This is a genomic window from Campylobacter lari (assembly GCF_001017575.1).
In the GTDB taxonomy this organism is placed as follows: domain Bacteria; phylum Campylobacterota; class Campylobacteria; order Campylobacterales; family Campylobacteraceae; genus Campylobacter_D; species Campylobacter_D lari_C.
Genome location: NZ_CP011372.1, coordinates 975,404 through 997,870 on the forward strand (window position 1 = coordinate 975,404; position 22,467 = coordinate 997,870).

The 22,467-nt window shown below is 29.8% G+C and carries 26 protein-coding genes; 1 reads left to right on the forward strand and 25 read right to left on the reverse strand.

Translation table 11 applies throughout. From position 1 onward, the window contains the following. Position 1: 1 nt before the first annotated feature. The 11 genes from rpsP to CD56_RS05195 form a co-directional block, all read right to left on the reverse strand. The gene (gene rpsP / locus CD56_RS05145) at positions 2–229 is read right to left on the reverse strand and encodes a 30S ribosomal protein S16 (protein ID WP_012661702.1); all 228 of its coding nucleotides are present in this window, start codon (positions 227–229) and stop codon (positions 2–4) included. Positions 230–300: 71 nt separating this feature from the next. Beyond that, complete coding sequence (ffh, locus tag CD56_RS05150) at positions 301–1,638, reverse strand: signal recognition particle protein (RefSeq protein ID WP_047208398.1); 1,338 nt, start codon at positions 1,636–1,638, stop codon at positions 301–303. A 64-nt stretch (positions 1,639–1,702) separates the two neighbouring features. Then, the gene (locus CD56_RS05155; protein ID WP_039618595.1) at positions 1,703–2,455 is read right to left on the reverse strand and encodes a 23S RNA-specific pseudouridylate synthase; all 753 of its coding nucleotides are present in this window, start codon (positions 2,453–2,455) and stop codon (positions 1,703–1,705) included. Beyond that, a complete protein-coding gene (waaA, locus tag CD56_RS05160) occupies positions 2,436–3,620 on the reverse strand; it encodes a lipid IV(A) 3-deoxy-D-manno-octulosonic acid transferase (RefSeq protein WP_047208804.1) in 1,185 nt (394 codons plus the stop codon). Before waaA ends, CD56_RS05155 begins: the two co-directional genes overlap by 20 nt. Further along, complete coding sequence (locus CD56_RS05165; RefSeq protein WP_047208399.1) at positions 3,617–4,336, reverse strand: zinc ribbon domain-containing protein; 720 nt, start codon at positions 4,334–4,336, stop codon at positions 3,617–3,619. The genes waaA and CD56_RS05165 overlap by 4 nt, the downstream gene beginning before the upstream one ends. Positions 4,337–4,347: 11 nt before the next feature. Then, positions 4,348–5,073: a Nif3-like dinuclear metal center hexameric protein gene (locus CD56_RS05170; RefSeq protein WP_047208400.1), complete on the reverse strand. Its 726-nt coding sequence runs from the start codon at positions 5,071–5,073 to the stop codon at positions 4,348–4,350. Next, a complete protein-coding gene (gene glyQ, locus CD56_RS05175) occupies positions 5,063–5,923 on the reverse strand; it encodes a glycine--tRNA ligase subunit alpha (protein ID WP_039618598.1) in 861 nt (286 codons plus the stop codon). Before glyQ ends, CD56_RS05170 begins: the two co-directional genes overlap by 11 nt. Continuing rightward, positions 5,920–6,426, reverse strand: coding sequence for a DUF3972 domain-containing protein (locus CD56_RS05180; protein WP_039618600.1), 507 nt, complete (start codon positions 6,424–6,426; stop codon positions 5,920–5,922). The genes glyQ and CD56_RS05180 overlap by 4 nt, the downstream gene beginning before the upstream one ends. A gap of 9 nt (positions 6,427–6,435) precedes the next feature. Then, complete coding sequence (purE, locus tag CD56_RS05185; protein ID WP_039618602.1) at positions 6,436–6,930, reverse strand: 5-(carboxyamino)imidazole ribonucleotide mutase; 495 nt, start codon at positions 6,928–6,930, stop codon at positions 6,436–6,438. Then, on the reverse strand, positions 6,927–8,183 hold the full coding sequence (locus tag CD56_RS05190) for a peptidase U32 family protein (RefSeq protein ID WP_039618604.1): 1,257 nt from the start codon (positions 8,181–8,183) through the stop codon (positions 6,927–6,929). The genes purE and CD56_RS05190 overlap by 4 nt, the downstream gene beginning before the upstream one ends. After that, positions 8,180–8,887: a hypothetical protein gene (locus CD56_RS05195; protein WP_039618606.1), complete on the reverse strand. Its 708-nt coding sequence runs from the start codon at positions 8,885–8,887 to the stop codon at positions 8,180–8,182. The genes CD56_RS05190 and CD56_RS05195 overlap by 4 nt, the downstream gene beginning before the upstream one ends. 197 nt (positions 8,888–9,084) lie before the next feature. Here CD56_RS05195 and glnA point away from each other — a divergent pair, with 197 nt between their 5' ends. After that, complete coding sequence (gene glnA, locus CD56_RS05200) at positions 9,085–10,515, forward strand: type I glutamate--ammonia ligase (protein WP_039628489.1); 1,431 nt, start codon at positions 9,085–9,087, stop codon at positions 10,513–10,515. A 28-nt stretch (positions 10,516–10,543) separates the two neighbouring features. Here glnA and purU read toward each other — a convergent pair whose 3' ends face one another. The 14 genes from purU to CD56_RS05265 all read right to left on the reverse strand — a co-directional run bounded on the left by purU (position 10,544) and on the right by CD56_RS05265 (position 22,407). After that, positions 10,544–11,371: a formyltetrahydrofolate deformylase gene (purU, locus tag CD56_RS05205; RefSeq protein WP_039641779.1), complete on the reverse strand. Its 828-nt coding sequence runs from the start codon at positions 11,369–11,371 to the stop codon at positions 10,544–10,546. Beyond that, positions 11,368–12,477, reverse strand: a complete 1,110-nt coding sequence (locus CD56_RS05210; RefSeq protein WP_047208401.1) for a tRNA nucleotidyltransferase/poly(A) polymerase family protein — start codon at positions 12,475–12,477, stop codon at positions 11,368–11,370. The genes purU and CD56_RS05210 overlap by 4 nt, the downstream gene beginning before the upstream one ends. After that, entirely contained in the window at positions 12,446–12,883 is a 438-nt protein-coding gene (ciaD, locus tag CD56_RS05215; protein WP_047208402.1) for an effector protein CiaD, read from the reverse strand. Before ciaD ends, CD56_RS05210 begins: the two co-directional genes overlap by 32 nt. After that, positions 12,880–13,128, reverse strand: a complete 249-nt coding sequence (locus CD56_RS05220) for a hypothetical protein (protein ID WP_087691144.1) — start codon at positions 13,126–13,128, stop codon at positions 12,880–12,882. Before CD56_RS05220 ends, ciaD begins: the two co-directional genes overlap by 4 nt. A gap of 63 nt (positions 13,129–13,191) precedes the next feature. Beyond that, complete coding sequence (locus tag CD56_RS05225; protein WP_047208403.1) at positions 13,192–14,364, reverse strand: MFS transporter; 1,173 nt, start codon at positions 14,362–14,364, stop codon at positions 13,192–13,194. 2 nt (positions 14,365–14,366) lie between these two features. Continuing rightward, entirely contained in the window at positions 14,367–14,534 is a 168-nt protein-coding gene (locus tag CD56_RS08370) for a hypothetical protein (protein ID WP_200897084.1), read from the reverse strand. A gap of 2 nt (positions 14,535–14,536) precedes the next feature. Next, positions 14,537–14,872, reverse strand: coding sequence for a chaperone NapD (locus CD56_RS05230; RefSeq protein ID WP_039618619.1), 336 nt, complete (start codon positions 14,870–14,872; stop codon positions 14,537–14,539). Next, positions 14,859–15,785: a WD40 repeat domain-containing protein gene (locus CD56_RS05235; protein WP_047208404.1), complete on the reverse strand. Its 927-nt coding sequence runs from the start codon at positions 15,783–15,785 to the stop codon at positions 14,859–14,861. Before CD56_RS05235 ends, CD56_RS05230 begins: the two co-directional genes overlap by 14 nt. Before the next feature lie 4 nt (positions 15,786–15,789). Beyond that, positions 15,790–16,308, reverse strand: a complete 519-nt coding sequence (locus tag CD56_RS05240) for a nitrate reductase cytochrome c-type subunit (protein WP_047208405.1) — start codon at positions 16,306–16,308, stop codon at positions 15,790–15,792. Then, complete coding sequence (gene napH, locus CD56_RS05245; protein WP_047208406.1) at positions 16,298–17,089, reverse strand: quinol dehydrogenase ferredoxin subunit NapH; 792 nt, start codon at positions 17,087–17,089, stop codon at positions 16,298–16,300. The genes CD56_RS05240 and napH overlap by 11 nt, the downstream gene beginning before the upstream one ends. Then, complete coding sequence (gene napG, locus CD56_RS05250) at positions 17,086–17,835, reverse strand: ferredoxin-type protein NapG (RefSeq protein ID WP_047208407.1); 750 nt, start codon at positions 17,833–17,835, stop codon at positions 17,086–17,088. Before napG ends, napH begins: the two co-directional genes overlap by 4 nt. A gap of 2 nt (positions 17,836–17,837) precedes the next feature. Further along, complete coding sequence (napA, locus tag CD56_RS05255; RefSeq protein ID WP_047208408.1) at positions 17,838–20,612, reverse strand: periplasmic nitrate reductase subunit alpha; 2,775 nt, start codon at positions 20,610–20,612, stop codon at positions 17,838–17,840. Between the two features lie 170 nt (positions 20,613–20,782). Then, positions 20,783–21,577, reverse strand: a complete 795-nt coding sequence (flgG, locus tag CD56_RS05260; RefSeq protein ID WP_039626513.1) for a flagellar basal-body rod protein FlgG — start codon at positions 21,575–21,577, stop codon at positions 20,783–20,785. A gap of 17 nt (positions 21,578–21,594) precedes the next feature. Next, positions 21,595–22,407 carry a flagellar hook-basal body protein gene (locus tag CD56_RS05265; protein ID WP_047208409.1) on the reverse strand — a complete coding sequence of 271 codons (813 nt, stop codon included), beginning with the start codon at positions 22,405–22,407 and terminating at the stop codon, positions 21,595–21,597. Positions 22,408–22,467: the final 60 nt, after the last annotated feature.

Genomic DNA, 22,467 nt, shown 5'->3' on the forward strand with positions numbered 1-22,467 from the left:
TTTATTTGCTTGTAATAGCTGCTACTCTATCGCTTAATTTAGCACCTACGCTTTTCCAATAAGCTAAACGCTCAGCATCAAATTTTACCACTTCAGGTTCAACCATAGGATTATAATATCCAATGCTTTCTATCCAGCTACCATCACGTCTTTTTCTACTATCAGTTACAACTATACGATAAAATGGTCTTTTTTTACGTCCCATTTTTGTAAGTCTGATTACTGTCATTTTAATACTCCTAAAAAAATTAAAATTTTGTTATAGATATTTTAACTCATATATCCATAAAAAAGCTTTAATTATTGTGGTCTTTTAGCTTGCTGCAACATATTCATAAAGTTTTCCATTCCTTTTTTGTTTGAAAATTTCTTTGCCAACTTAGCTGCATTGCTAAATTGTTTTAAAAAGCGATTTACTTCCATTTGAGACAAACCAGCGCCCTCTGCAATACGACGCTTTCTTGCATTATTTAACAAATCAGGATTTTCTCTTTCTTTTGGTGTCATTGATGAAATCATTGCCTTAATATGAATAATTTCTTTAGAATTATCCAAATCAATATCTTTAATATTTGCTGCCATAGATGATAAACCAGGTATCATACCAATGATTGATTTCATACTACCAAGTTTTTTAACACTTTCCATTTGATTTAAAAAGTCATTAAAATTAAATTCACCTTTTTTAATTTTCTTATTAAGTTTTTTTGCTTCTTTTTCATCAATAATAGCGGCAGTTTTTTCAGCCAAAGTCGCTAAATCACCCTCGCCCATGATACGATTAACAATTCTATCAGGGATAAACACTTCTAAATCAGCTACTTTCTCGCCAACACCTATAAATCTTAAAGGTACACCAATTTGTTTTGCTATACCTAGTGCAACACCGCCTTTAGTATCTGCATCAAATTTACTTAAAATAACCCCTGTAATTTCTAAAGCTTCATTAAAGCTGCTTGCTGTTTTAACACCATCTTGACCACTCATAGCATCAGCTACATAAAACACTTCATTAGGATTTAAAATAGTTTTTACTTCTTTAAGCTCATTCATCAAAGCTGTATCGATCGCTAAACGGCCGGCAGTATCTACAAGCAAAACATCATACATAGAATTTTTTGCTTTTTCTAAAGCTTGTTTAGCTACATTTAAAGGATTGCTTTCATTTTCTATAAAAAACAAATCAAGCTCATTAGCTTGAGTGAGTTGTCTTAACTGCTCTACCGCAGCTAATCTTTGCAAGTCACATGCAGCAATTAGTACTTTTTTATTTCTTAGTTTTAAGTAATTAGCAATTTTTACCGTAGTAGTAGTTTTACCACCACCTTGTAAACCACACATCAAAACAACCGTAGGTGGCTTACTAGCAAATACAAAACCTTGATTTTTACCTTTAACACTAAGAATTTCTTCTAAATTTTTCTTAATTGAATCTAAAAATTGTTTTTGACCTATACCATTAGTTTTTACATCATTTTCTACTAAAGTAAGTAATTCTTTAGTAACTTTATGATGTACATCTGCTTTTAAAAGGGCTTTTTTTAAAGTGTCAAGAGCGTTTTTTAAAGCTTTTTCATCATCAACAAAACGAAGTTTATTAACTGCGGATTTAAACGACTCACTAACTATTTCAAACACTTTATTTTCCCTTTATTAAAATTTTAAAAAGCTAAATTATAAACCCTTTTAGCTTTAAACGCCTTTAAAAATTTAAATTTTTTATTTCAAAACCATATGCATTAAAGCTCTCATCAAGCAAAGCTTTAAATTGATAATCAAAAATATGCGTTTCATAAGAGTGCAAATACATTCTTGATGAATTGATTTTTGCATATTTTTCATCACCTATAATACCATGTTTTATGTGGTTTAAATGTACTCTGATTTGATGTGTTCTACCTGTTTTAATGACTGCTTTTATTAAGGTTTTTTTAGCATTTACCATTAAAGGTATAACCTGAGTATGAGCTTCTAAGCCAAATTTATCGATTTTACTAAAGGCTCCGGATTTATTTTTTATAGTAGTTATTTTTTCACAAATTTCAAGTTCTTCAGCAATCACCCCATCAACAATAGCCAAATAACTTTTATAAACATTTTGCTTTTTATATTCTTGAATACATTTTAGTCTAAATTCCTCATCTTTACTTAAAAGCAAAACCCCGCTTGTTTCTTTATCAAGCCTGTTAATTAATTTAGCATTATAAACACTTTCTAAATTCTCACTAATCTCTCCATAAGGCTTATTTAAAGCTATGATTTTATCATCTTCAAAAAGTATTTTTGCTTTTTTTATTTTTTGTACAACAAATCTTGTTTTAGAACTCATCAAAGCTCTAGCTATAACAACCTTTTTGCCCATAGCAAAAACACAGCCTTTGTCAATCAAATCTTTTGCTGCGTTATTAGAAATTTTTTCTTGCATTGCAAGCAATTTATAAGCTTTTTCTTGCATCTAAACCTTCTTTTATACTTAATATAACTTCACTTAAATCACTTTGTTTTTTAAGTTGTGCTTGTGATAATTTTTGCTTTAAAAAATTATTTATATCTTTTACACTCTCACAAATATACAAATCATCAACTTCTTGATATAAACTTTCTTGATTAAAAAAATATTTCCCTGAGATAATAACATTATTCCATCTAGCTGCTTCTATGGGATTATGCCCACCTATATTATCTACAAAAGAGCCACATAAAAAAACCACATCACTAATCTTATAAAAATTTTCTAGCTCACCCAAAGTATCTAACAATAAACATTTGGCATTAAAAAAATTTGCAAAATCATTTTCACTTAAAGTAAAGTCTGAAAATTTTTGCATATTATAGTGGTTTTTTTGACAAAAATCTTTTAAAATTTTCTCAACCTCACCAAAGCGCTCTGGATGTCTTGGAGCAATAATCAATTTATCATTTTCTTCTAAATTAATTTCATCAAGCAATAATCGTTCTTCATTTTCATGTGTACTAGCAAATATAATAATCCTAGCTTTAGGTTTGGAATAGTTTTTCACTTGCTCTTGTTTTATATTAGCTTTGATATTTTTATATGCTATAATATTTTTAGCACCCAAATACTCTAATCTTTCCTTGTCTTTTTGACTTTGTGCAAATACAACATCAATATATTTAAAAATCAAACGATAAAAAAAACTAAAGCGCCTATAGTTTTTTAAAGATCTATCGCTAATTCTAGCATTTAACAAAATCACTTTTGCATTATAAAATTTAGCCATAAACACAAGCATAAGCCAAAGCTCTGCTTCAAAAATAATCAAAACTTTGCAAGGTCTCATCCAAAAAGGCACAAAAATTTCAAATGGTAAAAAATTTACATTTTTAGAATATCTTAAAGCTTCATTAAATCCAGTTTGCGTGATGGTTGAAATTTTACAAGTTGGAAAAAGTTTTATTAAAGGAATAAGGCTTTTAATCTCACCAAAGGAACAAGCATGAAAATACACATCACCTTGTTTTTGTCTTAAATTTTTGTAAAGAAAAAACCTTGATTTTAATGATATTTTATACTTTTCCTTGCAAAAACTTAAAATCAATAAAAAAGGAGCTGCAATTATATATATAATCACAGCAAAAATATAATAAAAGAAAATCAATTTTGATTTTCTTCTTTTTCTTTGTATAAAATTCTTCCACAATGTGGGCAAGTTACGATTTCATCGCCTTTTAAAACTGCTAAATAAGTTTTATCATAAATTCTCATAAAACAACCATAACAAGCATATTTTTTTACAGGAACTACTGCAGTATTTCCCGCCCATTTTCTAATTTTTTCATAAAAAGTTAAAACTTTTTGGTTTATTTCACCTACTAGTTTTACCTTTTTATCATAAATTTGTAATCTTTCTTTTTCGATATCTACCAAAACAGTTTTAGTTTGAGCATCGATTTGATCCACTTCATTTTCAAGTTCGCTTCTTTTTGCTTGCAATTCTTGTATAAACTTTTCTTTATTTTCTAAAATTTTATCCAATCTTTCAATTTCTTCGTTTGCTGCATCAAGTTGTTCTTTAGCTATATCCTCTTCAATTTTTAAAGCATTTGCTTCTTTTTCAGTTTTTACTGCTGCACTTTTTTTTGCTATTTCTTTTATTTTTACACCAAATTCTGCAATATGATTGTTGTTTTGAATTTTTTGATTTTCTATGTCTTTAATATCTTTCTCAAAACCTGCAATTTCCTCTTCTGTTTTATCAAGCAAATTGCGTTTTTCTTTTAAATCTTTTGTAGCATCTTCTACTTTATTTGCAAAACCATCAAGTTCTTTATCAATTTGCGATAAAGCTATAAGTTGTTCTAAATATTTACTCATTGAAATTTTCCTTAAAAATATTGAAATGGATTTTTTGAAACTGATATTATAACTTCTAAATGAAATTTTTGCAAATCTTTTGCTAAAATTTTACCAAAGCAAGATTCGCTTTCATAGTGTCCTATATCAATCAAACTAAGTTTATTGTGATAACTTTCCAAAGCTTGATGATATTTAAAATCTCCACTTAAAAAGCAATCTGCCTTAACACTAGAAATTAAATCCCCTCCACTGCCTGTGCATATTGCTAAAGTTTTAATTTTCTCATTACCTGCATTTACAACTCTTATACAATCAAGCTTTAAACTTTTTTTTACATGATTAATTAAATCACTAAATTTAAAATCAACATCACAATAAATTAAAAACTCATTTTGTTCTTTAATCTTAAAACCTAAAATTTCACGAGCGAAATAAGCATTTAAATGACTTAAATCAAAATTCGTATGCATAGCAATTAAGGCCATGTTTTTTTGTATCATTTTAGTAAGAATATTTTGCGGATAAAACACCCCACTTAAGTTTTTTAAACCTTTAAAAATCAAAGGATGATGAACTATAAAAAGTGAATTTTCACGTGCATTTTCAATTAAATGTATATCCACATCAAGAGCAAGATAAATTTGATTTACTTCTTGATCTAAAGTTCCAAGTAATAAGCCACTATTATCCCATGAACTTTGCGTGTTAAATGGGCTAATAGTATCCAAATAATCATAAATTTCTTTAATTTTCATCTAAACTTTCTTTATACACCAAGGCACAATTTTTAGATAATTCTCTAATTTTAAGCATAAAGTCTTGTCTTTGAGTTACTGAAATAGCTCCTCTTGCATCAAGCAAATTAAAAGTGTGTGCTGCTAACATACAATAATCATATGCGGGTAATGCAAGCTTTGCTTCTAATGCATTTTTACACTCATTATAAGCATTTTCAAATTGCACATTTAAAGTTTTAACATCACTTACTTCAAAATTATATTTACTAAATTCAAACTCACCTTGCTTATGGACATCTTTATAAGTAATTTTTTCGCCGTTAAATTCATTCCAAACTATATCATACACATTATCTACATCTTGTAAATACATTGCAAGTCTTTCTAAACCATAAGTAATTTCAGCACTTACTAAATCTACGCTTATACCGCCAACTTGTTGAAAATAAGTAAATTGTGTCACTTCCATACCATCAAGCCAAACTTCCCAACCTAAACCCCAAGCACCTAAACTTGGACTTTCCCAGTTATCTTCAACAAAACGAATATCATGTGATTTTAAATCAAATCCTAAATTTTCTAAACTTTTTAAGTATAATTCTTGGATATTGTCAGGACTTGGTTTAATCAAAACTTGAAATTGATAATAAGCACCTAGTCTATTAGGATTTTCACCATATCTTCCATCAGTTGGTCTTCTACTTGGTGCCACATAAGCAGTTGCCCATGGTTTTTTTCCTAAACTTCTTAAAAAAGTTGCCGGGTGAAAAGTCCCTGCACCTGCTGGAAAGTCATAAGGTTGCATAATAGCACAACCTTGCTTTTGCCAAAATTCTTGCAAATTTAATATCATTTGAGAAAAGGTCATTTTTCTTCCTTTATTTCTTCTGGCTTTTCAGGCGAATTTGCATATAATTCTACTGTTTTATTCCACATCATTTTATATTTTCTTTTTAGAAATTCTACTTCATTGCGCGCATATTTAAGTTGCTCGTTAAGATTTTCTATAGTTTTTCTATCCTCATCATAAAGTTCTTGCATAGAATAAAGAGCATCTTTTAAAAATTTATTCTCACCTTTTAAAGCTTCTAAGGTCTCATCCTTAGCATCAAGAACTTTTTCATGCAAATTTAAAATAGTTCCTATGGTTTTTTCTACAAAACTTTCTCCTGCTAAAGTCATAGAGTTTACCATAGCAGGTTGTTTTGAGCTCATAGGTACCACACTAAAAGTTCCTTGATTGGCTTCTATATAAATTTTACCCTCTTCTTCTTTGAAATTTAAAGCACCATTTGCCATCATTCCTTTTACAACATCTTCAGATAAATGCACTAATTGACAAAATTCTTTTAATTCCAAGTAAGTTTGCATATATGCTCCTTAAAGAAAAACTTCAATTGTATTAGAATCTTGGATTAATTTTTCTTGTTGCTTTTGTCTATCTTCTAATAATTTTTGCGCTAAAGATTCATCTTCTATTGCTAAAATTTGCACAGCTAAATAAGCTGCATTAATAGCTCCTGCTTTACCTATAGCTACAGTTGCCACAGGAATTCCACTTGGCATTTGCACAGTAGAAAATAAAGAATCCATGCTTGCTAAATTACTTCCTGGCATAGGTATGCCTAAAACAGGTTTTGTTGTGTGTGCTGCAACAGCTCCTGCTAAATGTGCTGCCATACCTGCTGCGGCGATAAATACTTTAGCACCTTTTTCTTCTGCATTTTTAATATATTCTTGAGTTCTTTGAGGGCTTCTATGAGCTGAAGTGATTAAAATTTCATATTTTACATCAAATTTTTCCAAAATTCCCAAAGCTTCTTTCACTATATCATAATCACTCTTACTTCCCATCAATATAGAAACAAATTTCATTCAACACTCCTTCTTAAAAAGCTAAATTCTGGAAGCTTAAACGGTAAAGTAATTTCGTTTTCATTACCACTATGAATTTCACTAAATTCTTTATTATTTTTGGCTAATAATTGTTTAAAAACTATAAATTTCTTACCATCATTTTCATAAATTAAACCTAGTTTATTTTCTCCTAATTCTATATTAGAATTAACCGGAGCTAAAATTTCATATTCTTTGTTTAACTCTATCTTGCCTTTACATTTAAAAAACTCACCATCTTCACTAATAGCATGTACTTGATGGGTTCCTTCTTCTATGCTTGTATCATGATTAATAGAATCGGTTTTTTCATAAGCTCTTGAAACTAAATATCCATCCGTAAAACCTCTGTGTTTTAAAGTGTGAATTTCTTTTTCATATTTAGCAGCATCAAAAGTATTTTGCAATACATCTTGCACTGCCATTTTATAAGTTCTTGTAGTCAAAGCTACATAATACTCACTTTTTGTTCTTCCTTCTATTTTAAAAGCATGAATACAATTTTCTTGCATAATTTTTTGAATATATGAGCTTAAATTTAAATCTTTAGAATTAAATACATGTGTGCCATTTTCATCTTCTTCTAATCTAAAAAGCGTATTTGTTTCTGGATTTTTCGCATAAAGCTCATAATTAAATCTACAATCATTTGCACAAGAGCCACGATTACTCATACGCCCACTTTGCACTGAACTTATTAAACATCTACCAGAATATGCAAAACACATGGAACCATGCACAAAACTTTCAAGCTCGATATCACAATTATTTTTTAAATCTTTTGCATCTTTTAAACCTAGCTCCCTTGCTATAACAACACGTTTAGCTCCCATATCTTTATAAACTTGAGCGTCTAAATAGTTTAAAATATTAGCTTGAGTAGATACATGAAGATTAATTTCAGGTGCAAGTTCTTTAACTAAACGCATAGCACCCACAGAAGCTACTATAAAAGCATCAGGTTTCATTTCTTTTAACTTCAAAATATGTCTTTTTAAACCCTCAATTTGCGAACTAAAATGAAAACCATTAATGGTTACATAAATTTTTTTTCCTCTTGCATGCGTATAATCAATAGCTTCTTTAAAAGTTTCATAATTAAAATCTCTAGCAGTTCTTGCTCTTAATGAAAAATTACTCACTCCTGCATAAACAGCATCAGCCCCATAAGCTAATGCTATTTTTAATTTTGTGAAATTTCCCGCAGGAGCTACTATTTCAGGAATAATCATTTTTTTCCTAAACTTGCGATTAATGCCTCAATATCATCATTGCTTACAACATCTGTAGTTGTATCACCTTGGATATGCACAGCCGATCCTACGCGTTTTTCATCATCAATTTTACCCTCAAATAAACTACTCATATATCTACTTAAGGCTCTCATAACATTAATAACACGCTCAATTTTTTGACGATGGATATCTTGATATTGCATAGCATCCATTGCCATCATAACCTCATCTTGTCCAGTTTGCAAACAACCTGTAATTTCATCTATAATATTTTTAGCATTGTTATTAGTTTCTATAGCCTCTTTAAAGCTTGCAACATTAGGAAATTTTGCATTTAGTTTTTCAAAAATTTCTATATTTTTATTTAATGCATCACTAATTACACAAAGCTCATTTTCTGAATTTGCAAAAAAATCATTAATAGCTTCTAATTTTTCCATCATTTCAGTAGCTTTGATTTCACTATCTCTTGTAACATCATCAAGTTGATGCACAACTTTATGTTCTTTACTAGGTGGTGGTGGTGGCCAAGCCATATCTGCCCTTGCTTTATAATCACCATTAATCATTTCTTCTACAATTTGCTGATTTTTTGCTTCATCTTCATAATCTGTCTCAGGTTTTGCTTCCACATCTTCCGCAGAGTCAAGATCTAAGTCTTCAGTGCTATTCATTAAAGCATCTAATTCTTCTTGAGTCATTGTCACACCTTTTTTAATAATAAAAACTAATGCGAGATTATATTACAAAAAAATATAAACCAATATTAATTTTATTAATTAATTATATAAATTTATATTTTTTACATTTGACTATAAAAAAAATATTAATTTAAACTTAATTTAAAAAAAATATACTACAATCTTAAAAATAAAAACCTATTTAAAAAGGAGAGAAAATGGGTAAGTTTGTAAATAATATTGATGAATTTTTTAGTTATTGTCAAGAGCATGAAGTAATGTTTGTTGATTTTAGATTTACCGATATGATAGGTACTTGGCACCATATTACTTACAATATAAAAGCAGTTGATGATAAAACTTTCGAAAATGGAATTCCGTTTGATGCAAGTTCTTTGCACGGTTGGCAACCTATAGAAAAATCGGATATGATTTTAAAACCTGATGTAGAAAGTGCGTTTTTAGATCCTTTTACAGCAGATCCTACTATCATAGTAATTTGTGATGTATATGATATTTACAAAGATCAAATGTATGAAAAATGTCCAAGAAGTATTGCCAAAAAGGCAATGCAACACTTAAGTACAAGCAATATCGCTGATACAGCTTATTTTGGTCCTGAAAATGAATTTTTTATTTTTGATAATGTAAAAATAGTTGATTCTTCTCATTGTGCAAAATATGAAGTAGATACTGAAGAAGGTGAATGGAATGATAATAAAGACTTCACAGATAGTTATAATAGCGGACATCGCCCAAGAAACAAAGGCGGATATTTTCCTGTAAGTCCTATTGATTCTAGCGTGGATATTAGAGCTGAAATGGTGCAAGTTTTAGAAAGAGTGGGTTTAAAAACTTTCGTACATCACCATGAAGTAGCACAAGGACAAGCTGAGATTGGTGTAGAATTTGGAAATTTAGTTGAAGCTGCTGATAATGTGCAAATTTACAAATATGTAGTAAAAATGGTAGCACATTTAAATGGAAAAACAGCAACTTTCATGCCAAAACCACTCTATGGAGACAATGGAAGTGGTATGCATGTGCATATGAGTCTTTGGAAAGATGGAGTAAATTTATTCTATGATAAAGAAGGCTATGGAAAATTAAGCGAATGTGCGATTAATTACATCGGTGGAATTTTAGCTAATGCAAGAAGTGTTGCAGCATTTACTAATCCTAGTTCAAATTCTTATAAAAGAATAGTTCCAGGTTTTGAAGCACCTTGTATATTAACTTATTCTTGTCAAAATCGCTCTGCAAGTTGTCGCGTGCCTTATGGTATTAATGAAAAAAGCGCAAGAGTTGAAATAAGATTTCCTGATAGTACTTCTAATCCCTACTTGGCTTTTACAAGCTTGCTTATGGCAGGACTTGATGGCATTAAAAACAAAACCATACCGGTTGGCCCTATGGATGAAAATTTATTTGCACTAACCCTAGATGAAATTAGAGAAAAAGGTATAGAACAATTACCTCATACTTTAAGAGGATCTTTAGAAGCACTCATTAGAAAAAATGCTTTCTTAAAACCTGTTATGAGTGATGTGTTTATTGATGATTATCAACATATGAAATTTGAAACCCAAGTATGGCCTGTAGAAGCTAGACCAACTGCATATGAATTTAAAACTTGTTATTCTTGCTGATTTTTGATGCCTTTTTGGCATCAAAAATTTAAAATACTATTGTTTTATTTTCGTGTATAAAAATCCTATCATCAAACACTAAATCCAAAGCCTTAGAAAAAACATTTTTTTCCACATTGCGTCCTGCTTGTTGCATAGCCTGCCAAGAATATTCATGAGTAACCGGTATAACATCTTGGGTAATGATTGGTCCCTCATCTAAGTTATTATTTACAAAATGTGCTGTTGCACCTATAATCTTCACTCCTCTTTCATAAGCTTGCTTATAAGGATTAGCTCCTATAAATGCAGGTAAAAAAGAATGATGGATATTAATAATTTTTCCTTCAAAATGCTCCACAAAAGATGGAGATAATATTCTCATATATTTTGCTAAAACAATATAATCAAATTCATATTGTTTTAAACACTCTAGTAATTTTTCTTCATGCTCCTGTCTGCTTAAATCCTGTGCCAAAATAGTATGAAAAGGTATGTTAAATTTATCCACTAAAGGTTTTAATACCTCATAATTTGCAATAACTGCTTTAATATTTGCATTAAATTCGCCACTAAATTGACGGATAAGCAACTCACCTAAACAATGAGTTTCTTTAGTAGCTAAAACAATAATATCTTTTTTTCTCTTTGGTGTAATTTCAATTTGTGCATTATCAGGAAGCATAGCTTCTAGTGTTCCTTTAAAAGCTTTTATATCAAGCTCACCTTCTAAATGTGCTCTAAAGAAAAAACGATCTTCTCCAACAAATTCATCATTTTTTATAATATTAATTCTATATTTAAAAATAACATCTGAAATTCTATAAATCAATCCTTTTTCATCACTACTTGAAATTTTTAAAATATATTCATTCATTTTTGCTCCTTTATATAGTTTTTTAATTCTTGTAATCTTCTTTTTTCAAGCTCAATCCCAAGTTCTTTCCCACTAAATCCTTCCTTTAGTAAATCATTTGCACTAACTTTACTTTCAAAAGTATGATGATATAAATTTAATTTCTTTGCCTGTACCATACGCTCATCATCCCAAAGCCCAAGCCATTTACAAAGTGGAATTTTTAAAGCAATTTTAGCTAAATTAAAATCATCAATTTTACCTAAAATAAATTCTTGTTCACATTTTTTTAATAGTTCTTTTTTTAATTTTGTTTTTTTAAAAAATTCCTCTTTATTTATATGAAAAAAATTCAAATACAAATACAAAAACAAAGCCTCATCGCAAATTATTTTTTGACTTTGCTCTAAAAGTCTTTCAAATTCTTTATTACAGCTTTGATGAAAAAATATTTTTTCTTCTAAATTTAAAATTTTGAAATACTCATAAGCTTTATTTAGTCTTGAAGTTTTAAAAATTTTATAAAGTTCATTATTAATACGCTCTTTGGATAAATCACTTATATCCATAGTTTGCATTAATTTTAAACTTTCTTTTGCAATTGTTAAATCAAACCTGCATGCAAAAGAAATTCCACGAAGCACTCTTAAACTATCTTCAATAAAACTTTTATCATCAATATGTCTTATAGTCTTTTCTTGTAAATCTTGCAAACCATTAAAAAAATCTAAAAATTCAAAATCAAAAATATTTACCATCAATGCATTAATGGTAAAATCCCTTCTTTTAGCTCCTTCTTGCTCATCATTACAAACTTTAACTTCAAAACCTCTATGGCCTGTAGAAATTTTATTTTCATAACGTGCTAGAGCTAAATCAAATTTTTTGTATTTATATACAAAAAAACTTTTTCCTACTCCATTTGCACCAAGTTTTTGCATAAGCTCATCAAAAAGCTTAGGCTCAATATCATAAATTTCTATATCATAATCATCACTAGATAAATCTAAAAAAGAATTCCTTACACAACCACCTACTAAATAAGCTCTTTGCGTGTAAGGTTTAAGTGCGTTTTTAATCCTTAAAAAATCTTGGTCATTTTTTAAGTCTATCTTCAATCTTTGCAAGCAAAAACTCTAAAAAAGTAATGGTCATATCTAATCTTTTTTCTATATGCTCATCTTTAGTATTTTTTAATCCTTCGAATAAAACCAAGATACGCTCTCTAAGATTTTTTAAGAAAAATTCTTCATTGTTTATAATACTTTCTTCTTTTTCTTCTAAAGCTTCAACCTTAATAGCGACATTTTGCTTCTCATCTTTTACTTTTACTTCTAAATCATCTAATTCCTGGATTAGCTCTTGCGTAACCTTGCTAATTTCTTCTTTGATTTTTTTCTCTTGAGTATTAACACTTTTTTCTTGAGTAATTTCTTCTACCATAGGAGCAAATTCATCATTTTTACTTTTTTTGTTATCTAATTCTGAATTAACTTCACTTATGGCCATTTTTGCTAAATCTTCTATATTCATAGTTTTATCAACCACCTTTTAAATTCATTAATTTCTTCTTCACTTTTCATATTGACAAAAAAATCAAGCATATCATAATTTAAATCTTCATGATTAGAACGCAAACCACTTAAACGCCTTATAGCATCAATGGCATTTTTATTTTGCGGATCTTGTTTTAATATATTTTTATAAATCTCCAAAGCTTCATCTTTTAAACCTTGTGCTTCATAAATAGAAGCTTCTGTTACTGTATATCGCATTATCAACTCACAAAAAAAATAAAGTGCCAAAATTCTAACAAAAAAGACTTTAATTTATTTTAATTTTTACTTAATCACAGGAGCTTTATATGCTAAAAATACAAAAATATTAAGTGTTATAGCTACTGTAATAAGCATGATAAAGCCTAAAGTAAAATTTCCAAAGCTATCATGAAGCATACCTATAATCCAAGGTGCTTGAGCTGCTATTAAATACCCTATGCCTTGTGACATAGCAGAAAGTTTGGCTGCTATAAAAGAATTTGAACTTTTTATAGCAATAAACAATAATGAAATTGTAAAAACCCCACTAGATGCAAAACCTAAAAAAATAGCTGCTAATAATAACACTAATTTTACATCACAGAAAAACACCAAGATAAAACTTAAAACATACAAAAATCCCAACAGCACAATAACAAAACTCTTAGCATGAGTTCTAAGTTTACTTAAAACAATAGGCAATAAAAACGCCACAGGCATGCCTATGATTTGAGAAAGTAATAAAACATTAGAACCAAAATCAATTCCAAAACCTTTTTCACTTATCATCACACTAAGCCAAGCAAAAAGACTATAAGATAAGAAACTTTGTAGTCCCATTACAATAGTAACTTTCCAAGCTGTTAAATTCAAAAAAAGATTTATTTTATTGATGTTTTTCCTTTTAGGACGCAATAATCTTTTATTTTTCAAATGTGGAAAATAAAAAATCAAAGCAATCAAAGCTAAAACAACCCAAAAAAACATAGCTTGAGGTACTTCAAAAATTTTAAGCAAGGGAAGTGATAAAGCTACTCCAGCAATTGAAGATAAACCTATAATTGATCCGTATAAACCCATTATTTTATAAGCATTTTTTGCAAATTTTTCTTTTACAAAAGAAGGCAATAAAACATTAGCTATTGCAATGCCTGCTCCAATTAAAAAAACCCCAGAAAATAAACCTATATTACCTCCATAACTTCTAATAAGCTCTCCAAAAACAATTAAACACAAAGCAAAAAACAAAGCCTTAATTTGTGAAAAATATGCTACAAAAAAAGATATAAGACCAAAAGCTATCAAAGGTAAGGTTGTTAGCATACCTGCTAAAGCGGAATTGATATTGTAATATTCTTGGATATATTCTATCATAGGACCTATAGAGGTTATAGGTGCTCTTAAATTTAAAGCAAGGGTAATTACAACTAAAATATTAATCCAAAAGAATTTTTTATATGAAATTTGCGTATGCATGATTATTTTTGATTTAATATATTTTCAAGATATTTTTGTTTATCTTGCTTAATATTTTTTTGTTCTATTTGCTTTTGTTGTTTTACTACTTCATTTTCTTTAGAAAAATAAAAATGATCAATGATAAAAATAGAAGATATGATTACTATTAAAGGTATTAAAAAAACCATAATCAATACTTTCTAAAGACATTACCATAATATTCTATATTATCTTTTTTTAAATTCTCATCAAAAGTATTTGCCTCAAAATTTGCTTTTAAAATTTTCTCTCTTTCTTCGTCTAAATCCTGATAAGAAAAAACCATATTAATACTCACCACCCCATCAAGTTGTTCTAATTGTTTATATGCTTTTAACTCATCATCTAAATTTTCACTTTCTATTACCACTATAATTTTTTCATCCTGAGCTAATTCCACACTACAGCAAGGCGTTTGTTGAATTTGCTTTTTAAGTTTTTCTAATTTTTCTTCTTTAGTTAAAATCAACACACTAGAAAGATTCATCTATACTCCAAAATATAATTTTGTTTTCATAACCTGCGCTAATAAACTCATGCTCGTTTAAAAATATAAGATATTCTAGCAAAAAATCTTTATTTTGGAATTTTTTTATCGTTTTTAAATTTTTAGTATCTATAAGTTCTATGATATTTTTTTCATTATCTCCAAAAACTGCTATTGAGCCATCTTTATTTAAAGCACAAGTATAAATCAAAAAATCTCTTTCTATATTTTTTTCTTGGTCATTTTGCACTATACCTAATTTTCTATCAGTGCTACAGCTTGCGATAGCTGTGTTTTTAAAATCAAGTTGATAGATATTATCCTTATGAATACTCTTATAGCTTTTTATTTTTTGCCATTTTTTCACATCAAAAAGTATTATTTCGCCACTTTCAAAACCTGCCACTAATTGAGTTTTTGCTTCATTTAAAACCACATCACTTAAGCTTGAACTAGAAAAAGTAAAATTTTTTACAACACTTTTTGTTTTTAGATCAAAAAGCTCTATATTAGAACCTAGCAAGGCCAATAAAATAGTATTATCATCTAAAAACAAAGCCTTTTTTACCCCATCATTAGCTAAATCATAGCTTAAAAGTTGTTTATTTTTATAAACATGTAATTTTTTACTTCCAAAATCACCTTCACTTAAAATCAAAATAGCCCCATTTAAGTAATCAATACTATAAATTCTAGGGCTAAGATTTTCTTCGTAAAAATTTTTAATCTTATCAAGTTGAGTAATTTTATGCATTTTTTTATCTTTAATGAAATATTGGTTTATTTCTCCATTATCAAGTCCTATAAGCAAACTATTATCAGTAAGCTTTAAAGCATTTAAATTTGAATCAAGTTTAAGCTCATAGCTAAATACATAAATACTCACTAACAAGATTAAAAATATTTTTTTCATAATTTTATTTTACACCTTCATTTAAAACATCTAAGAAATTAGATTTTCTCTTTGATTCCTCGCTTTTAAATTTAGCTTCAAAGCTATTTCCCACTAAAGGTTTAGCATCACTTTGTGGTACATGACATTGCGTACAATTAAATCTTGCATCACTTACCATATCTTTAGTAGATTTATTTTTTCTTAAATCAAAATAATGGCTACTTGGAAGTGCTGTCGCAGCTAAGTCTTTTGCTACTGCTTTATCATGGCAACTTAAGCAAATATTATTATCTTTAGTAATTGGAAGCATATCCTCTAAAGTATGTGGAATCAATGGCGGAGCGTTTTCAAATGACCTCTCAATCAAAACAGATTCACCAGCTAAAGCTTGAGAGTATTTAGCATCCAACAACTCTACATTTTCACTTTCTAAACTTGTTTTTCTTAAACCTATATCTTTTGAATCAACACTTTTAACAGCAAGCCCACAAGCACTTATTAAAACAGCTGCTGCTAAGGATAAAAAGATTTTATTTTTCATTTTCTCTCCTTAAATTTATTATACTAAAACCTAAAGCATCATCACCGCAAACATCAATACATTTCCCACATCTAATACATTCACCTGATTTTACATCTTGATTTTTTTTACCTATCATCCAAAGTACTTGCTTTTCAGGACATACTCCAAGACATTTATAACACTTAGTGCATTTTTGCAAGTTGTATCTTACTTTTAGCAATGAAAAATGCGAACTTAAAGCCCAAAAAGCCCCTAAAGGACAAAAATGCGAACAAGTAAATCTTGGACTAAAAAATGTATCTGTACAAAAAATAATCAAAGCTACAAAAAGCCAAGAAACACCGCCGAAAATAATCCCTCTTTGGATTATTCCTATATAAGAAAATTCCTCAAAAACAGGAAAAGAAAAAAGAAAAGAAAAGATCAAAACAAAAGCCAAAACATAATAACGCAAATTTTTATTTACATTAAAAACTCTTGCTTGATTAAAGCCTAATTTATTTCTAATAAAATAGGCAAAATCAGTAATGATATTTACAGGACAAACCCAAGCACAAAAAGCTCTTCCAGCAAAAATAGCATAAAATAAAAACACTATCAAAGCACCACTTAAAGCCATTAAATCTACTTGCAAACTTGCTAAAGCAAGTTGAATAAATGCAAAAGGATCGCTTAGTGGCACCGAAGAAAATAAAACCGAAGAGCTTAAATTTCCTTTTAATATAAAATTAAATACACCAAAAGAAAAAAAAGTTAAAATAGACAATTGCACTATTCTTCTTAAAATAAGATACTTCATAGCAATTCTCCATCATTAAGATAATCTTTAGCCTTATTTTTATTGAAATTTTTATCTGTGTTTACATCTTGTAAACGTTTTTCATCTTTTTCATCCCAACCTTTGATGTAATTATCCCCAGCTTTTCCTAAAACAAATTCTCTAGGTAAAACTTTAATGGCTGCTTTTTGTGTTATACAAGCTTTTTCACAAATACCACATCCAACACACACTTCATGATCTACCACAGGTAGTAAAAATGCATGCTTTGCTGTTCTTTCATTGCGTTTTGTTTCAAGTTTTAATGCTTTATCCATTAGAGGACAAGCTCTATAACAAGCATCACATTGAATTCCCCAATAAGCAACACAACTTGCACTATCAATTATAGCTATACCCATTTTTGTTTTATAAATTCCATCTTTTTGCTCTAGATATTTATGATCTAGAGCATTTGCAGGACAATCTCTTATACAAGGTATATCCTCACATAATCTGCAAGGATTTTCTCTTGCTACAAAAAAAGGTGTGCCGTTTTTAGCACTATTTTCTAAATTTGCTAGTTTTAAAACATCATAAGGACAAGCTTTTACGCAAAGTCCGCATCGTATGCATTTTGATAAAAATTCTTTTTCATCATCTGCTCCAGGAGGTCTTAAAAAATACTCCTGATTTGAGCTAAATGCTAAACTTGCTAAAAATGCACTTCCGCTTCCTATACATAAAAGCTTGAAAGCAAAGGCTAAAAATTCTCTTCTATTTTTCATTTTTATGCTTTAGTAATTTTTACGGCACATTTTTTGAAATCTGTTTGATTAGATAATGGACAAGTTGCATCTAGTGTAACTTTATTTATATATACATTTTCATCAAACCAAGGCACATACACAAGCCCTTTAGAAGGTTTATTTCTACCGCGAAAATCTACTCTAGCTTTTACTTTACCACGGCGTGATTCTACCCATACGATGTCGCCTTGATTAATTTTCATGGCCTTAGCATCATCTTCATTCATATAACAAAGTGCTTCAGGTACCGCACGGAAAAGCTCAGGAACTCTCATAGTCATAGTTCCACTATGCCAATGCTCTAAAACCCTACCAGTACATAACCAGAATGGATATTCTTTACTTGGTCTTTCAGGTGCTTTCATAAATGGTCTAAAGAAAATTTTTACTTTGTTTTTTAAACTGTATTTTTCTTTAGTTTGTGGAGCTAGTAAATCTCCTTTTGGTAATTCTTTAGCAAAATCACCATAAAACGCAAAGTCTGAATTTGGAGCAGCTTTTTTAGCATAATAATCAAATTTAGTATTAAATCTCCATTGAGTTTCTTTACCATTTACTACAGGCCATCTTAAGCCCCTTACTTTATGATAAGTATCAAAATCAGCTAAATCATGTCCATGACCTAAACCAAATTTGCGGTATTCTTCCCATAGATATTTTTGTACAAAAAATCCATATCCATTAAATTCTTTACCATCACTACCTATAACTTTTCTCTCATCACCAAATACTTCAGAATTATCAAATCCTTTTGCAATATTATCTTTAGCTTTGAAGGATTTTGCTTCTTTATTGGCAAATAATACATCATATAAAGTATCATCTTCACTATAACCCATAGCCTTAGCTTCTTCTAAAACACTTGGCAAGGTAAGTTTATCATTTACCTTAGTTTCACCCCAAACTTCTTTTAATTTAAAGCGTTTTGCAAATTCCATGATTTGCCAAGTATCACTCATAGCTTCACCTACAGGTAATACTTGTTGTTTCCAGTGTTGAGTTCTTCTTTCAGCATTACCATAAGCACCCCATTTTTCATAAATCATAGCACTTGGTAAAATTAAATCTGCCACCTTAGCACTAATTCCTGGGTAACAATCACTCACAACAATAAAATTATCCATTTCTCTAGCTGCTGCTATCCAGTGATTTGCATTAGCGGTGTTTTGCCAAGGATTATTTACTTGCACCCAAGCAAATTTGATATTTCCATCTTCTAAATCTCTCATGATTTTTAAATATGGAGCACCTGGTTTAGGGTTGATTGTTTTTGCAGGAACTTTCCAAATTTTTTCACTAATTTCTCTGTGTTTAGGATTTGCAACCACCATATCAGCAGGTAAACGATGTGAAAAAGTCCCTACTTCTCTTGCGGTTCCACAAGCACTTGGTTGCCCTGTCAATGAAAACGCACCGCTTCCTGGTTTTGCTTGTTTGCCAAGTAAAAAATGCACCATATAAGCTTGCTCATTTACCCAAGTACCTCTTGTGTGTTGATTAAAGCCCATAGTCCAAAAACTTACAACTTTTCTATTTTTTTCTATATATAAATTTGCTAATTCTTGAAGTTTTTTCTTAAATTCTTCTATGCTTTCATCTTCATTGCCTTTAGCAACTTTAGCAACATAATCAAGCGTATAAGGCTCTAAAGCTTTTTTGAAATCTTCAAATGAAATTTCCCAATGCGCATCAGGAGTATTTTGGTGTTTCATTTCAAATTTATCGCCTGCTTTTACCCCCAAATAAGCCAAAGATACTGCTTCTTCTTCATCTACAATAATAGCATTTTGTTTTGCTACAGTATCTTTTTCACTTGCTTTAAATTTAGGATGGTTTGGATTATTTCTCATTCCATAACCAATATCAGCATAACCTGTTGTAAAAATACAATGTTTTTCAATAAATTCTTTATCCATAGCTTCAGGATGATTATAAACAATCTCTCTAGCGATATAATTCCAAATAGCTAAATCAGTATTTGGCTTGAAAATGATTTCAGTATCTGCTATATGAGAAGTTCTATTAGAAAAAGTAGATAAATTTACGATTTTAACTTTATCTAAATTGCTTAATTTTCTATCACTTACCCTTGACCATAAAATCGGATGCATTTCTGCCATATTTGCACCCCAAGTAATAATAGTATCAGTAAGTTCTATATCATCATAACAACCAGAAGGCTCATCAACCCCAAAAGTTTGCATAAAACCAACAACTGCACTAGCCATACAATGACGTGCATTTGGGTCTATATTATTTGATCTAAAACCAGCTTTTACTAATTTTGCAGCAGCATATCCTTCTTGTATAGTATATTGACCACTTGCAAAAATTCCAATTCCCTCAGCACCTTTTTCTTTATAGGCTTTTTTGAATTGTTTTTCCATTTCATCAAAAGCTCTTTGCCAAGAAACTTGTTGGAATTTTCCTTTTTTATCAAACTCACCTTTTACATTTACACGAAGTAAAGGTGTTACTAAGCGATCTTCTCCATACATAATTTTTGCATTAAAATAACCTTTAATACAATTTAACCCACGATTTACTGGAGCTGCTGGGTCTCCTTTTACAGCAACAATTTTACCATCTAAACTTGCAACTAAAATTCCACAGCCTGTACCACAAAATCTACAAACAGCTTTATCCCAACGCCATTTATTCTCAGTATTTGCAAGCACACTACTTGGAACACTAAGACCTGCAACACCACAAGCACTAGCAATAGCGGTATTTTTAATGAAGTCCCTTCTGTTCATTATATCCCTCGTTATTGTTTATTTATGTATATAAAGAATACATGAATATAATATTACTATGATTAGTTTAAATTTACATTATAATAAAGAATATTTTATAAGTATTTATAAATAGGAGTTTTTTAGTATTTTTTTAATATTTTTTGCATATTATAAAACGCTAGTTAATTCTAGCGTTTTAATTGATTTACTATACCAAGCATATCATCACTTGTAGTGATTGCTTTTGAGCCTGCCTCATAAGCTCTTTGCCCTGTGATAAGGTCAGTCATTTCTTCTACAAGCTGAACATTACTAAGCTCTACAAAGCCATGTTTGATAACAGAAAATCCATTCTCTCCTGCTATACCTGCAATAGGCGCTCCACTTGCATCAGTTTCTACTAAAAGATTATCTCCCAAAGCATGCAAGCCCGCTGGATTAATAAAATTTACAAGTTCAATTTGACCTATTTGAGTTTCAGCTGTATTTCCTGGCTGCATTACTGAAACCGTTCCATCACTTGCTACGTTAATAGCTGTAGCATCCTCAGGTATAGTCATTTCCGGCAAAAGTCTATAACCATCTGAATTTACTATATTTCCTTCAGCATCTTTGGTAAATTGACCATTTCTAGTATAAGCTATAGTTCCATCAGGCATTTGAATTTGGAAAAATCCATTATTACCTGCAATTGCCATATCAAGACCTGAAGTTGATGTTTGTTTTAAACTACCTTCGCTAAAAATTTTACTCACAGCTGTCACTCTTGAGCCAAGACCCACTTCTATACCACTTGGGTGTTTTGTGGTACTTGAGGTTGAAGTACCTGCATATTTCATCGTTTGATACATCAAATCTGCAAATTCTGCACGCGATTTTTTATAACCTACTGTATTAACATTTGAAATATTATTTGATGTTACATCAATTTGTGTTTGTTGTGATACCATCCCTGATGCTGCTGTATATAATGATCTTAACATTTTACCTATCCTTAGTTTTATTTAGTACTTGCTAATTTATTAATAGCTTCTTGATTTAAATCATCCATATGAGATGTCATAACTTTTTGATACATCTCAACCATCCTATTTGCTTCGATTAATCCTACCATTTCTGTAACTGGATTAACATTAGATCCTTGAGTAAAACCCTGCTTTATGGCATTTGAATTTGGCAAATCTCTGATTTTGTTTAAATTATCGATTTTATACATATTATCGCCATCTTTTTGCAAATCTCTTAAATCATCAACTTGCGCTACGAATAATCTTGCTATATCTTGATTAGACGCACTGATGATTCCATTTTTATCCACATTAATAAAAGAAGTAGAATCTCCTATGCGTATGCCATCATTTTCAGGATTATTAAAATAATCACTGCTTAAAACTCTATATCCTTGACGATTTACCAAATATCCCTCATCATCAAGCTGGAAATTTCCATCTTGACTTAATCTTACCTCGCCATTGTTTGTTTTAATTAAATAAAAAGTATCCTCACGAGTAAGAGCTAAATCCAAAGGATTATGCGTCATTTTCATAGAACCTATGCTAAAATTTGTATAGACATGATTAACTTGTGGAACTCTATCTATAGTTGTATTTACAAATCTTGCAGCATCTCTTGTGTGATTTTGTATAGGTAACTCATCTTGAGTTTCTTTAAAAATCCTTTTAAAATCTGCAATAACAACATTATCTCTTTTATAGCCACTTGTATTTACATTTGCTAGGTTATTAGTTACAACATCTAAGCGATTAAACTGCGTAACCATAGCACCGGTGGCTTGATAATACCCATTTTGCATTGTTTTTCCTAACTAAAATCTTAATTTTTCACTAACAAAGCAAAAGTTGTTCCAAAATGT